Genomic DNA, 14208 nt, shown 5'->3' with positions numbered 1-14208 from the left:
AAGTCAACGAGCGGGGGCTGAGCGGTCGTGCGGGTCGGGAGGTGGGGCGCCGACGACGAGCCGGCGGGCGGTCAGGAGTTCACGGCCGGGATGACCTGTGTGCCGTAGGCGTCGATCACGGTTTCCTCGGCGTCGTGCATGTCGTACACGGCGAACTGGTCCACGCCCAGCTCGCGCAGCGCGTTCAGCTTCTCGATGTGCCTCTCCACCGGTCCGATGACGCAGAACCGGTCGACGATCTCGTCGGACACGAACCCGGTGTCGGGGTTGTCGCTGCGCCCGTGGTGGGTGTAGTCGTACCCCTCACGGGACTTGATGTAGTCGGTGAGCTCCTCGGGTACGGCCGCGGAGTGCTCGCCGTACCTGGCGACGAGGTCGGCTACGTGATTGCCGACCATGCCGCCGAACCAGCGGCACTGCTCGCGCGCGTGGGCGAGCGCCTCGGGCGAGTCGTCCTCGGTGACGTACGCCGGGGCGGCCACGCAGATCGTGACCTCGGACGGGTCCCGGCCGGCGGCGACGGCCGCGTCCTTCACCGCCTTGACCATGTGCTCGGTGAGGTGGAGGTCGGCGAGCTGGAGGATGAAGCCGTCGGCCTCCTCACCGGTCATCTTCAGTGCCTTGGGGCCGTACGCGGCCATCCAGACCGGGAGTTCGGCGCCGGGCCCGACCCAGGGGAACCTGATGACGGTGCCGCCGCCGAGGTCGGCCTCTCCCCCGCTGCCCAGCGACCGGATCACCTTCATCGCCTCGCTGATACGGGCCAGGGTGTTGGGTTTGCGGCCCGCGACACGCATCGCGGAGTCACCGCGGCCGATGCCGCACACGGTCCGGTTGCCGAACATGTCGTTGAGGGTGGCGAACGTGGAGGCGGTGACCTCCCAGGTGCGGGTACCCGGGTTGGTGACCATGGGGCCGACCTTCAGCGTCGACGTGCTCGACAGGATCTGGCTGTAGATCACGAACGGCTCCTGCCACAGCACGGCGGAGTCGAACGTCCAGCCGTATGTGAAGCCGTTCCGCTCGGCCCGCTGCATCAGGCTGATGACCTTCGAGGCCGGCGGGTCGGTCTGCAGGACGAGTCCGAAGTCCATGGGCGCCACTCCTAGCTGAGGTACTGACAGGTGGAGCGGGGGGTGTAGACGCCGTGACCCGCGCGTCCGGTGAACTCCCGCTCGGTGATGACGAGTTCGCCGCGCGAGAGGACCGTCTCGACCCGGCCGGTGGTGCGCTTGCCCTCGTACGCCGAGTAGTCGACGTTCATGTGGTGGGTCTCGGCGGACATGACCTGCTCGGCGCCCGGGTCGTAGATGACGACATCGGCGTCGGCACCCGGGGCGATGGTGCCCTTCTTCGGGTACAGGCCGAACATGCGGGCCGGGGTCGCGCAGGCGATCTCGATCCAGCGGCGGCGGGAGATGTGCCCGTCGACGACGGCCTGGTGGAGCAGGTCCATGCGGTTCTCGACACCCGGGAGGCCGTTGGGGATCTTGGAGAAGTCACCGCGGCCTAGGTCTTTCTGGCCGGTGAAGCAGAAGGGGCAGTGGTCGGTCGAGACGACCTGGAGGTCGTTCGTCCTGAGGCCCTTCCACAGCTGGGCCTGGTGCTCCTTCGGGCGCAGAGGCGTGCTGCACACGTACTTCGCGCCCTCGAAGTCCGGCTCCGCCAGGTTGTCCGTGGACAGGAACAGGTACTGCGGGCAGGTCTCGCCGAAGACGTTGAGCCCCTCGTCGCGCGCCCTGGCCAGCTCGGCGACCGCCTCCGTCGCCGAGACGTGCACGACGTACAGGGGCGCACCGGCCACCTGGGCGAGCCTGATGGCGCGGTGAGTGGCCTCGGCCTCCAGCAGTGCCTTGCGGACCTCGCCGTGGTAGCGCGGATCGGTCTCGCCGCGGGCCAGTGCCTGCTCGACGAGCACGTCGATCGCGATGCCGTTCTCGGCGTGCATCATGATCAGGCCGCCGTTCTCGGCGGAGCGCTGCATCGCGCGCAGGATCTGGCCGTCGTCGCTGTAGAAGACGCCTGGGTACGCCATGAACTGCTTGAAGGAGGTGACGCCCTCCTCCACCAGCAGGTCCATCTCCTTCAGCGTCTCCTGGTTCACATCAGAGACGATCATGTGGAAGCCGTAGTCGATCGCGCACTGGGCGTCGGCCTTCGCCATCCAGGCGTCCAGGCCCTCCCGCAACGCGTGGCCGACGCTCTGCACGGCGAAGTCGATGATGGTGGTGGTGCCGCCCCAGGCGGCGGCCCGGGTTCCGGTCTCGAAGGTGTCCGAGGCGGAGGTGCCGCCGAACGGCAGCTCCATGTGCGTGTGCGCGTCGACGCCGCCCGGGATGACGTACTTCCCGGTGGCGTCGATGGTGCGCTCGGCCGTCCAGGCCTCGGCGGCCGGGGTGCCGCTCGTGGCGAGGGCGGCGATGCGGCCGTCCTCGATCAGGACGTCGGCGTGGATCTCGTCGGACGCGGTGATGACGAGACCACCGCGGATGACGGTACGGCTGCTCATGCGTGGACGCTCCGCTGGGTTGTGGTCGGACTTGCGGGTCGTGTGTGGCTGGTCGCTCCCCCGAGTTCTCGACTTCTCCCCCGCTCTCGGCTGCTCCCGCGCGCCCCCGAGGCGCGCGGGTGCCGCCCGGCTGCGGAGCCGCCAGCGGGTCGTACGCCTCGGGGCGGCGGTCCCGGCAGAACCGCTGACGGTCACGCACGCCATCACGCCCGCGTCGGCGGCCTCGGCGGCGTGTACCCGGCGCACCGGCCGGTCGGGGTGGCCGGCCATGACCGGGTCCTACCGAAGGCACCTCATGGCCGCGGGCCCCTGCGGGAGCCCGCTCACGGCTGGACGCTCCTCAGGGCGCTCTGCAGGATCTCGGCGCCCTCCTCCGCCTCGGCGACGGTCAGCGACAGGGGCGGGGCGATGCGCAGGGCGCTGGTGTTGTGGCCGCCGCCCTTGCCGAGGAGCAGTCCCTGCTCGCGGGCTGCCTCCAGCACGGCGGACGCCGCGTCCGGGTCGGCCTCGTCCGTGCCGGGCTTCGCCAGCTCGATGCCGATCATGAGCCCCCGGCCGCGTACCTCCCGTACGGCCGGAACCTGCGCGGCGATGGCCCGCAGCCGCTCGATGAGCAGCCCGCCGACGCGCCGGGCGTTGCCCTGGAGGTCGTGCTCCAGCAGGTAGGTGAGGTTCGCCAGGCCCGCGGCCATCGTGAGCTGGGTGCCGCCGAACGTCGAGATCGAGTTGCTGTCCAGGCAGTTCATGATCTCGGCGCGGGCGACGACGCCGCCGATGGACATGCCGTTGCCGATGCCCTTGGCGAAGGTGAGGATGTCCGGCGGTCCGCTCCGGCCGTGGGCCTGCCAGCCCCAGAAGTTGTCGCCGGTGCGGCCCCAGCCGGTCTGCACCTCGTCGGAGATCCACAGGATGCCCTGCTCCTGGAGCACCTCACGGAAGGCGGCGTACAGGCCGTCGGGCGGCGCGGTGAAACCCCCGACGCCCTGGATGGGCTCGGCGATGAGGGCGGCGGGTGGACGGGTGTGGCCGAGGAGGTCCTTCAGGTCCTCGACGCAGGCCGCGATGAAGTCGGCGTCGCTCAGGTCGGCGAACGGGCCGCGGGTGCGGACGCCGCCGTGGACGTACAGCGTCTGGAGCGGCGACAGCGAGGTCGGGGACCAGCCCCTGTTGCCGGTGATGCCGACGGCGCTGAACGAACGCCCGTGGTAGCTGTTGCGCATCGCCAGGATCTGGTTGCTGCGTCGGTGCGCGGTCGCCAGCAGCAGCGCGGTGTCGTTGGCCTCGGTGCCGGACGTGGTGAAGAAGACCCGCGCGTCCGGGATACCGGACAACTGCGCGACGCGCTCGGCGAGTTCGACCATCGGCCGGTTGAGGTACAGCGTGGACGAATGGATGAGCCTTCCGGCCTGTTCGCTGACCGCCTTGGTGACCTCGGGCAGCGCGTGCGCGGTCATCGTGGTGAGGATGCCGCCGAAGAAGTCGAGGTACCTGTTGCCCGCCGCGTCCCAGACGTGACGGCCCTCACCGTGGGTGATCTCGATGGGGTCGGCGTAGTAGAGGGCGAGCCAGTCGGGCATGACGGCCCTGTGCCGCCCGAGCAGTTCGTTGGTCACGGCTGCACCAGTCCTTCGTAGGCGTCGGGGCGGCGGTCACGGTAGAACGCCCACTGCTGTCGTACGTCCTCGATCAGGTCGAAGTCGAGGTCCCGTACGACGAGTTCCTCGCCCTTGTCGCTCGCGGTCCCGCCCACGAACTGCCCGCGCGGGTCGACGAAGTAGCTCGTCCCGTAGAAGTCGTTGTCCCCGTACTCCTCCTGGCCCACACGGTTGATCGCGGCGACGAAGTACTCGTTGGCGACGGCGGCGGCGGGCTGCTCCAGCTGCCACAGGTGGGAGGACAGGCCGCGGGAGGTGGCGGACGGGTTGTACACGAGCTGGGCGCCGTTCAGCCCGAGTTGCCGCCAGCCCTCCGGGAAGTGGCGGTCGTAGCAGATGTACACGCCGACCTTGCCGACGGCCGTGTCGAAGACGGGCCAGCCCAGGTTCCCCGGTTTGAAGTAGTACTTCTCCCAGAAGCCCTTGACCTGCGGGATGTGGTGCTTGCGGTACTTGCCGAGGAAGGTGCCGTCGGAGTCGATCACGGCCGCGGTGTTGTAGTAGAAGCCGGACTGCTCGACCTCGAAGACCGGGACGACGATCACCATGCCGGTCTCGCGGGCCAGCTCCCGCATGCGCGTGACGGTCGGTCCGTCGGGCACGGGTTCGGCCCAGGAGTAGTGCTCGGGCTCCTGGACCTGGCAGAAGTAGGGCGCGTTGAAGACTTCCTGGAAGCCGATAACCTTGGCGCCCTGCCGGGCCGCCTCGCGGGCGTGCTCGATGTGCTTGTCGACCATGGACCCGGTGTCGCCGGTCCAGGTCGCCTGGACCAGAGCGGCGCGTACGACGTTGGCCATTTCAGCTGCTCCTTCGACGGGGACGTCAGAGAGCCTCTACGCCCGTAGACACGGGCCGTAGATGGTCGAACGTAAGCCTCCCCGCGCACCTGGGCAAGACCATCGCCGTTAACCGGACGAGTCGATCATGTTTCGCACCCCTCCGGGTGACCGCCCGTGCGGTCAGGCGGTGAATCCCGCGACTCGGAAGGCGTGGACGAGGTCCCAGTGGCGTTCGTCCGACACACGCCGCGCGGCCTGAAGGAGCAGCGGTACGAGGCGCTGCGGGTCGGCCTCCACGCTGCGGACGGCCTCTTCGGGCGTACGGATGCGCACGTACGCGTCCAGGAGCGCGCGCACCTCCCGGTCGCGCCCCTCATGGGCGAGAGCGAGGACGGATGCGCCGATCTCGGCGGCCGGGCGGGCCACACCCTGCCGCAGCATCTGCTCCCCGTCGACCGTGCGCCCCGCCCCGGCCAGCGCGTCCGCGGCGGCCACCAGCTTGTCGGCGGGCAGTGAGGCGGCCTCCCACAGGAGGGTGGCCCAGTCGGCGCCGAGGCCGGCGCGGTGCAGTTCGGCGGCGAGCACCGGGTAGCGGGCGGCGGGCCAGTGGGCGGCCTCGGCGAGCAGGACGTGCGCCTCGCCGCTGCGCTGGTCGCGCCGCAGGGTGAGCAGCGTCTGGACGGTTCCGGTGATCTCCCGGCGCGCCGCGTCGTCGAGCGGCTGCGGGCGCGGCGGCTGGGGCTCGGCGGCCGCGGCAGGGTCGGCCACGCCCGCGAAACGGGCGCCTCGGGGTGTACGGGTCGTCGGGGCGGCGGCCGGGGCGGGTTCTGCCGTCGTGGGGACGACGGCCGCGGGGGGCGTCTCCTCGGCGTCCATCATTCCGGCGAAGCGGGCGCTGCCCCGGGGGCGACGTTTGGACTTGGACTTGGTGCGCTGTTTGGGAGCCGGGGCGGCGGGGGTTTCGCTCTGCGGCTCGGACGGCTCGGACGGCTCGGATGCGGGAGCGGTGCCACCGGGGTCGGTGGGGGCGGCCGGGCCCGGCGCGTCGAAGCGGAAGCGGTCCTCCGAGTCGAGGGCTCCGGGGGCGCGGGGGCCGGCTCCCGCCCGGGAGCGGGTGGCGTCCGTGCGTCCGGCGCCGGTCGGTGCTTCGGCCGGGTGGTTGCGGTGGTCCGGCGCCTCGCCCGTACGGCCGCGGGGGTCCCGTGCGTCGTGGGTACGGCCCTGGTCCTCCTCCCACCGGTCGTGGGGGCGGCCGCGGTCCCGTACCCGGAAGACGGCCCCGGCGTCCGCGTCCTGGAAGTGCTGCGCGCCCTGCGTGGGTGGGTGCGTGGCGCGGTCGGCGAGGTTCGTGAGGCGGGCCCGGATCTCGGCGCAGCGGGCCGTGGCGCGTTCGTGGTCGTCCTGGGCCCAGGCCAGGTCGAGCCGGAGGACCTCGGCTTCTTCGGGGGTGACGGCCGTCTGGAGCCGCTGGTTCAGATCGGTGGTGCGCTCGGCGGCGTAGCGCTGTTCGCGCATCATGACGCCGAGGCGGTCGCCCAGGGCGTCACGGGCCCCGGGGCGGGCGTCGTGGGCGGCGATCGAGGCGCTGTGCAGGGCGCGGGCCCGCTCGGCCTCCTGGGCGGCGGCCGCGGGGCCGTATGCGGTGGCGAGGTCCTGCAGGAGCGCCTCCACCACGTCCCAGGGCGGGACCTCCCAGCCGTCGAGACAGGCGCGCATGCCCTCGGGGTCCCGTTGCCAGAACACCGCGCACCAGCCGCCGCCCGGATCGAGCCGGGTCAGCAGCTTGTTCAGGTAGCTCGCGAACTCCCTCACCTGCCCTGGGAGTTGGTCCACAGCCATTGCTCGGCTCCCGCCAGACTGGAGTGCTTCGGTGCGGTAGAAAACACCAGTCGTGTTACGGGGCTGCTACGAAGAGTTTTCAGAACGGGCGCAGTGTGCTCTGCGGGGTCAACTGATACCTGTGCGTGACCTGTTCACGCATCGGCCGGTGCGGTGGCGGACGCGTCGCCCACCCTTGGGGCGGGCGAGGGGAAGCGGGAAGTTCGACGACAGAGCCTGGACGCCAGGACCTAGGCAGCAGCCGGCACGCAACGGCCGACGAGGGTGTCCATCGACAGACCGAGCACCTGGGCCAGCGCCGCCACCGTGAAGAAGGCCGGTGTCGGGGCGCGGCCGGTCTCGATCTTGCGGAGGGTCTCGGCGGAGATCCCGGCGGCTGCGGCGATCTCGACCATGCTCCGGTCGCCACGGGCCTCACGCAGCAACCGCCCGAGCCGCTCGCCGCGCTCACGCTCTTCGGGGGTCAGGGGGTTGCGAACCATTCCCCCATTCTAATACCGACTCCCGCCCGCCGAGCCCCTGCGGCAACGAACCCCGATCGGTATAGTAATTGGATTCAACCGGTATAGTAATTGGCATGGTGGAACTCAAGACAGACACTTCGATCGACGCGATGCACGAAACGGGACAGGTCGTCGGACAGGCGCTCACAGCGGTGCGGAAGGCCGCGGAGGTGGGGGTCTCGCTCCTCGAACTGGACGAGGTGGCGCGGGAGGTGCTGCGTCAGGCGGGCGCGGGGTCACCCTTCCTCGGCTACCGCCCCTCCTTCGCGCTCACGCCCTTCCCGGCGGTGATCTGCGCCTCGGTCAACGACGCGATCGTGCACGGAATCCCGACGGGGTACCGGCTGCGGGACGGCGACCTGGTGTCCATCGACTGCGGTGCCGAGCTCGGTGGCTGGGCCGGCGACTCGGCGATCAGCTTCGTCGTCGGCAGGCCGTGCGTCGCCGACCTGCGGCTGGTCGAGACGGCCGAGCGCGCGCTGGCGGCGGGTATCGGCGCAGCGGTGGTCGGCAACCGCATCGGCGACATCTCGCACGCCATCGGCTCGGTGTGCCGCGCGGCCGGATACGGGATCCCGGACGGCTTCGGCGGCCACGGCATCGGTCGCCGTATGCACGAGGACCCGCCGGTGCCGAACGAGGGCCGGCCCGGCCGCGGGATGCGGCTGCGCCACGGGATGGTGCTGGCCATCGAGCCCATGCTCATCGGTGGGGGCGACGACGGGTACCACGAGGCGACGGACGGCTGGACTCTGCGTACGAACGACGGGTCGCGGGCGGCCCATGCGGAGCACACGGTGGCGATCACGGACTCGGGGCCGCGGATTCTCACCGAGCGGTGAGCACCGCCGGGGCGCAGAGGCGCCGCCGGGGCGCGGTCGGGGCGCCGCCAGGGCCCGGTCGGGTTTCCGGTGCGGGTGTGTGGCGGCCATGTCTCCGAGACCAGGCGCGTTCAGGTGTAACCCCGGGGTGATCGGGCACTCGCGAGCCGAACGAACACCTCGATCGGCGAGGGTGCCCGGGGTCGCTTGGGACCGGCAGCGGGCCCCGGAACGGATGCCCATGACCAGCGGCTTCCCCGGTCCGCAGGGCTACGGCCCGGACCCCTTCGGAGAGTTCCTGGCACGCTTCTTCAGCGGGCCGCACCCTCAGCGCGTCGACATCGGACGGCTGATGAGCAGGCAGGCCCGGCAGCTGATCGCCGACGCGGCCACGTACGCGGCCGACCACGGCAGCAGCGACCTCGACACCCAGCACCTGCTGCGCGCCGCGGTCGCCATCGAACCCACCCGAAGTCTGTTGGCCGGTGCCGGCGCCAATCCCGACTCACTGGCCACCGAGATCGACGAACGCATCGGTCCGGGCGGACAGCAACCGGGCAACGGCCCGTCGCCCGCGTCGCTCTCCCTGACTCCCGCGGTCAAACGGGCCCTCCTGGACGCCCACGAGCTGGCCCGGGTCAGAGGCACCGGCTACATCGGCCCCGAGCACGTCCTCACCGCCCTGGCAGCCAACCCCGACTCGGCGGCCGGACACATCCTGAACGCCGCCCGCATCACGCCCCCCTCGCTGCCGTCCGAGGCACCGGAGTCGTCGGCGGCGGGCTACCCGCCGGGCGTCCAGACGCGCCCCGACCGCCAGCAGCGCGGCCCCACCCCGACGCTCGACAAGTACGGCCGCGATCTGACCGAGCTCGCCCGGCAGGGCCGTATCGACCCCGTGATCGGCCGGGACGAGGAGATCGAGCAGACCGTGGAGGTGCTGTCCCGGCGCGGCAAGAACAACCCGGTGCTGATCGGTGAGGCGGGCGTCGGCAAGACGGCGATCGTGGAGGGTCTCGCCCAGCGCATCGCCGACGGGGCCGTGCCCGACGTCCTGGCGGGCCGCCGCGTGGTCGCCCTGGACCTGTCGGGCGTGGTCGCCGGGACCCGCTTCCGCGGTGACTTCGAGGAGCGGCTGACGAACATCGTCGACGAGGTCCGGACGCACTCCGACCAGCTGATCGTGTTCATCGACGAGATGCACACCGTCGTCGGCACCGGCGCCGGCGAAAGCAGCGCGATGGACGCGGCCAACATCCTCAAGCCGGCCCTGGCACGCGGCGAGCTGCACATCGTGGGCGCCACGACGCTGGAGGAGTTCCGCCGCATCGAGAAGGACGCGGCCCTCGCCCGCCGCTTCCAGCCGATCCTGGTTCCCGAGCCGACCGTCGGGGACGCCCTGGAGATCCTGCGGGGCCTCAGCGACCGCTACGAGGCCCACCACCAGGTCCGCTACACCGACGAGGCCCTGGTGGCGGCCGTGGAGCTGTCCGACCGCTACCTCGCCGACCGGCAGCTCCCGGACAAGGCCATCGACCTGATGGACCAGGCGGGCGCCCGCGTGCGGCTGCGCGCCGGCACGAAGGGCACCGACGTACGGTCCCTGGAGCGCGAGATCGAGCAGCTGACCCGGGACAAGGACCAGGCGGTCGCGGGCGAGCAGTACGAGCAGGCCACACAGTTGCGCGACCGTATCGGCGAGCTGAAGCAGAAGGTCGGCGACGCCGGGACCGAGGTGCGCTCGACCGACGACGGGCAGCACCTGGAGGTGACCGCCGAGGACGTCGCCGAGGTGGTCTCCCGCCAGACCGGCATCCCCGTCAGCAGCCTCACCCAGGAGGAGAAGGAACGTCTGCTCGGCCTGGAGGAGCATCTGCACCAGCGGGTCATCGGGCAGGACGAGGCGGTGAGCGCGGTGTCCGACGCGATCCTGCGCTCGCGGGCCGGTCTGGCCAGCCCCGACCGGCCGATCGGCAGCTTCCTCTTCCTCGGCCCGACCGGCGTCGGCAAGACGGAGCTGGCCCGCGCACTCGCGGAGGCGCTGTTCGGCAGCGAGGAGCGGATGGTGCGCCTCGACATGAGCGAGTACCAGGAGCGGCACACCGTGAGCCGCATGGTCGGCGCGCCGCCCGGTTACGTCGGTCACGAGGAGGCGGGTCAGCTCACCGAGACCGTGCGCCGCCACCCGTACTCGCTGCTGTTGCTGGACGAGGTGGAGAAGGCCCACCCGGACGTCTTCAACATCCTGCTGCAGGTCCTCGACGACGGGCGGCTCACCGACGCCCAGGGCCGGACCGTGGACTTCGCCCACACCGTCATCGTGATGACCAGCAATCTGGGCTCCGAGGCGATCGCCCGGCGCGGTTCCGGTCTGGGTTTCGCCGCGGGCGGCGCCGAGGCCGACGAGGAGGCGCGGCGCGAGCGGATCCTGCGTCCGCTGCGCGAGCACTTCCGGCCCGAGTTCCTCAACCGGGTCGACGAGATCGTGGTGTTCCGGCAGCTCACCGACCAGCAACTGCGGCGCATCACCGACCTGTTGCTGGAGCAGACCCGGCGGCGCCTGCACGCGCAGGGCGTCATGATCGAGTTCACCGAGGGGGCCGTGGACTGGCTGGCGCGCCACGGCCACGAGCCCGAGTACGGGGCCCGCCCGCTGCGCCGCACCATCCAGCGGGAGGTCGACAACCATCTGTCGCGCCTGCTCCTCGACGGGCGCATCTCGGCGGGCAGCCGGGTGCTGGTGGGCGCCGAGGACGGGCGGCTGACGTTCGACACGCCGCCGCCCGCCCCGGTCTCCGGCCCGGACTCCGGGAGCTGATCGGGCGAGCCCGGTCACGCCCCGGTCCGAGGAGGGCCGGGCGGTTGGGCCCGGCCGCGGCTACGGCGCCGGGCTCACCACCATCGCCGAGCCGCCGCCGCGTCGTTCCGTCTCGGCGGCGGCCAGCCACTTGCCGTTCGGCAGGCGCTGGACGCCGGTCGCGGCGCCGATCTCCGCGTTCTGCCGGAAGCCGTGGCCGATGGCTTCCAGTTCGGCCTTCCGGGGACTGGTCCACAGGCCCGGTTCGATTTCGGTGGTGGTCTGGTTGCGCTGGCTGGCGCGCGGCGCGGCGATCGCGTCGACCAGCGGCAGGCCTCGGTCGAGGAAGCCGGTCAGCGTCTGCAGGACCGTCGTGATGATGGTCGCGCCGCCCGGCGAACCGAGCGCCACCACGGGCTTGCCGTGCTTGTCCAAGACGATCGTCGGCGACATCGACGAGCGCGGCCGCTTGCCCGGACCCGGCAGGTTCGGGTCGTGGACGGCCGGGCTGGCCGGGGTGAAGGAGAAGTCCGTCAGCTCGTTGTTGAGGATGAAGCCGCGGTCCGGGACGGTGATGGCGCTGCCGCCGGTCTGCTCGATGGTGAGCGTGTACGAGACGACGTTGCCCCACTTGTCGGCCACGGTGAGGTGGGTGGTGCTGTCGCCCTCGTACGTCGTCGGGGCCGCCGTACCGCTCGTGTCGCACTTCGCCGGGTTGCGCGGGTCGCCGGGCGCCACCGGGCTGGTGAGCACCGCGTCGTCCTTGATCAGGCACGCACGCGCGTCGGCGTACTTCTGCGACACCAGTTCCTTGGTCGGTACGTCCTCGAAGGCGGGGTCGCCCACCCAGCGCCCGCGGTCGGCGAACGCGATCCGGCTGGCCTCGATGTAGCGGTGCAGGTACTGGGCCTCACTGGCCTTCGACAGGTCCGTGCTCTCAAGGATGTTGAGCGCCTCGCCGACGGTCGTGCCGCCCGACGAGGAGGGCGCCATCGCGTACACGTCGAGGCCGCGGTAGGAGGTCTTCGTGGGTGCCTGGCGCTTGGTGCGGTACGCGGACAGGTCCTTCAGCGACAGGTCGCCGGGGCGGGCGGTGTAGCCGGCCTGCGGGTCCACCGGCGGCTCGTTCACGGTGTCGACGATGTCGTGGGCCAGCTTGCCGCGGTACAGGGCGCCGGCGCCCTTTCGGCCCAGTTCCTCGTATGTACGGGCCAGATCGGGGTTCTTGAAGGTGGAGCCGACGACCGGCAGCTCGCCGCCCGGCAGGAAGAGCTCGGCCGTGTCCGGGAAGTACCGGAACCGGGTTTCGTTGGACGCGGTCTGCGAACGGAAGGTCTCGTCGACGGTGAACCCGTCGCGGGCGAGCCGTTCGGCGGGCTTCAGCAGGGTGCCGAGCCGTTTGCTGCCCCAGCTGTCCAGCGCCGTCTGCCAGGTGGCGGGGGTGCCGGGCGTACCGACGCTCAGACCGCTGCTGACCGCGTCGGCGAAGGGGATCGCCTTGCCGTCCTCCACGAACAGGTTCTCGTCGGCGGTCAGGGGCGCCGTCTCGCGGCCGTCGATGGTGTGCACCGTGCGGGAGACGGCGTCGTAGTAGACGAAGTAGCCGCCTCCGCCGATGCCCGCCGAGTACGGCTCGGTGACGCCCAGGGCGGCTGCCGTGGCGACCGCCGCGTCGACGGCGTTGCCGCCGCCGCGCAGCACCTCGATGCCGGCGGCCGAGGCGTCCGGGTCGACGCTCGCCACGGCGCCGCCGTGGCCGACGGCCACGGGCTCCTTCTCGACGCCGTTCTGCCCGGCGGAGGGCGGCGCCGCTGCCCCCACCGACATCACCGCGGCCGAAACCGCCAGAACCGCCAGTCTCCGTGCGACAGGGCGAGTCATCCGCTACCTCCAGTTGACGACCGTCCGCGCAGCGTAACCCGGTTGCCATGGGCGCGTCAGGGCGCCCCGGACAGTGTTGGGGAGGGCCCGCTAGCATGCGCGCCCATGAATGCCGAAGTGACCGACATCGTCCTGAACGTGATCGTGGCGGGCATCGCCGCCGCGCTGGGCTGGACCGCCCGGACCTATCTGTGGAAGCGGAAGCTCAACCGCAAGCAGGCCTTCTTCGGTTTGCCCGACAACGCCGAGTCGCTGCTGGTGGTCAACCGCGAGGCCACTGGCGGCCCGGACCTGACGGTGACACGTCACGATGTTTCCGCGCTGCTCGAACTCTCCGCGCTCATCAAGGACTGCGGCGCGCACGCGCAGATCGTCGCGCACGACGCGGCCCAGCAGGGCTTCGGGGAGCGCACGGAGTTCTGCGTGGGTCACCCGGCCCCGAACCGCCGTATGGCGGCCCATCTGGCGTCCCTGCTGCCGGGCGTCCAGGTGAACTCCGACCCCGAGCCCGGCCCGGACCGGGGCGCCTTCCTGATCGGCAAGGAGCAGTACCGGCTGGAGGCCGGCCGCAGCGAGTACGTCCTCCTCGCCCGGCTCACCGCGGACCAGGGCAACACGGCCCGCCCGGTCTTCCTGTTCTGCGGCCAGCGCGCGGTCACCACCCAGGCTGCGACCCGCTATCTGTCCCGCAACCACGAGCGGCTGGCCCGCAAACACGGCAACAGCACCTTCGTCCTGCTGCTGAAGGTGGTGAACTCGCAGGCGTACGGCCCCGACGTGGTCGAGCTGGTGGCCGATGTGACGAAGGCGGCCCAGACCCCGATACCGGCGGTGGTTCCGCGCAACTCACACCGCGCCTCATAGATTTCCGGGGCCCTGGTGCGGGGAACCGCCACGTCGCACACGATGGTCACCGGCACCGAGGAGAGCGGCACCCTCGTCGCACACCTCTGCGACGTGGGGCCGCTCGGCCTCGGCAGGCTGGTCAGCAACGCGCCGTACACCTTCCTCGGGCACACGCCCGGCAAGCCGTCCGGCGTCGGCCTGGAGCTGTTGTCCATGGCTTACGACGTTCCGTCAGGTCACCGTGTCGCCCTCGTCGTCGACACGGTCGACCCGCTCTCCATCGAGCACAACCCGTCCGGCGCGCAGCTGACCTTCTCCTCACCGCGGCGCGGTACCTCCTATGTGTCGGTGCCGCTGCGCGAGCAGTGATCTCCGGCTGCCACCGGGCGGGCCTGGCCTTGTGAGCTGCTGCCCTCCCCCTACGGTCCCGGGTCCCGAACGGGGGTGAACGGCATATCGTAGTCGACCGACTCATGGATGAAGGCGGGGTGTTCGACCGTACCGGGGCCCTCACCGCCATCGGCCGACGGGCGTCCTGTCATGAAGTCCGCTCCCCCGCTCAGTGGCATGTCCCACCC

Annotated in this window: 10 protein-coding genes and 1 pseudogene; 4 read left to right on the top strand and 7 right to left on the bottom strand. The window is 71.4% G+C overall.

Features of this window, described 5'->3' with window-relative positions; genetic code table 11:
• Positions 1-71: 71 nt before the first annotated feature.
• The 6 genes from FPZ41_RS38640 to FPZ41_RS38615 form a co-directional block, all read right to left on the bottom strand.
• Positions 72-1094 (bottom strand): TIGR03842 family LLM class F420-dependent oxidoreductase, encoded by a 1023-nt coding sequence (locus FPZ41_RS38640; protein WP_152868488.1) that lies wholly within the window; start codon positions 1092-1094, stop codon positions 72-74.
• Positions 1095-1105: 11 nt separating this feature from the next.
• The gene (gene hydA / locus FPZ41_RS38635) at positions 1106-2509 is read right to left on the bottom strand and encodes a dihydropyrimidinase (RefSeq protein ID WP_152868486.1); all 1404 of its coding nucleotides are present in this window, start codon (positions 2507-2509) and stop codon (positions 1106-1108) included.
• Positions 2510-2832: 323 nt separating this feature from the next.
• Entirely contained in the window at positions 2833-4122 is a 1290-nt protein-coding gene (locus FPZ41_RS38630; RefSeq protein ID WP_322621275.1) for an aspartate aminotransferase family protein, read from the bottom strand.
• The gene (locus FPZ41_RS38625; RefSeq protein ID WP_152868484.1) at positions 4119-4961 is read right to left on the bottom strand and encodes a nitrilase-related carbon-nitrogen hydrolase; all 843 of its coding nucleotides are present in this window, start codon (positions 4959-4961) and stop codon (positions 4119-4121) included. Before FPZ41_RS38625 ends, FPZ41_RS38630 begins: the two co-directional genes overlap by 4 nt.
• A gap of 162 nt (positions 4962-5123) precedes the next feature.
• A complete protein-coding gene (locus tag FPZ41_RS38620; RefSeq protein ID WP_152868482.1) occupies positions 5124-6782 on the bottom strand; it encodes a hypothetical protein in 1659 nt (552 codons plus the stop codon).
• A 230-nt stretch (positions 6783-7012) separates the two neighbouring features.
• Positions 7013-7264 carry a helix-turn-helix domain-containing protein gene (locus FPZ41_RS38615; protein ID WP_152868480.1) on the bottom strand — a complete coding sequence of 84 codons (252 nt, stop codon included), beginning with the start codon at positions 7262-7264 and terminating at the stop codon, positions 7013-7015.
• A 95-nt stretch (positions 7265-7359) separates the two neighbouring features.
• Between FPZ41_RS38615 and map the strand changes: the two genes are divergently transcribed.
• The gene (gene map / locus FPZ41_RS38610; protein WP_152868478.1) at positions 7360-8127 is read left to right on the top strand and encodes a type I methionyl aminopeptidase; all 768 of its coding nucleotides are present in this window, start codon (positions 7360-7362) and stop codon (positions 8125-8127) included.
• Positions 8128-8347: 220 nt separating this feature from the next.
• Positions 8348-10924: an ATP-dependent Clp protease ATP-binding subunit gene (locus FPZ41_RS38605; RefSeq protein WP_152868476.1), complete on the top strand. Its 2577-nt coding sequence runs from the start codon at positions 8348-8350 to the stop codon at positions 10922-10924.
• Between the two features lie 60 nt (positions 10925-10984).
• On the opposite strand, the gene ggt is transcribed toward FPZ41_RS38605, so the two are convergent.
• Positions 10985-12784, bottom strand: coding sequence for a gamma-glutamyltransferase (gene ggt / locus FPZ41_RS38600; RefSeq protein WP_152868474.1), 1800 nt, complete (start codon positions 12782-12784; stop codon positions 10985-10987).
• Between the two features lie 105 nt (positions 12785-12889).
• Between ggt and FPZ41_RS38595 the strand changes: the two genes are divergently transcribed.
• Positions 12890-13648 (top strand): hypothetical protein, encoded by a 759-nt coding sequence (locus FPZ41_RS38595; protein WP_152868472.1) that lies wholly within the window; start codon positions 12890-12892, stop codon positions 13646-13648.
• Positions 13649-13663: 15 nt separating this feature from the next.
• Positions 13664-13999 (top strand): annotated as a pseudogene (locus tag FPZ41_RS38590) (CocE/NonD family hydrolase C-terminal non-catalytic domain-containing protein); the annotation flags it as partial.
• Between the last annotated feature and the right edge of the window lie 209 nt (positions 14000-14208).

The organism is Streptomyces acidicola, assembly GCF_009377235.1.
GTDB classification, from domain to species: Bacteria; Actinomycetota; Actinomycetes; order Streptomycetales; family Streptomycetaceae; genus Streptomyces; species Streptomyces acidicola.
The sequence above is the reverse complement of the archived record's forward strand: the minus strand, read 5'-3'. Positions and strand labels throughout refer to the sequence as shown.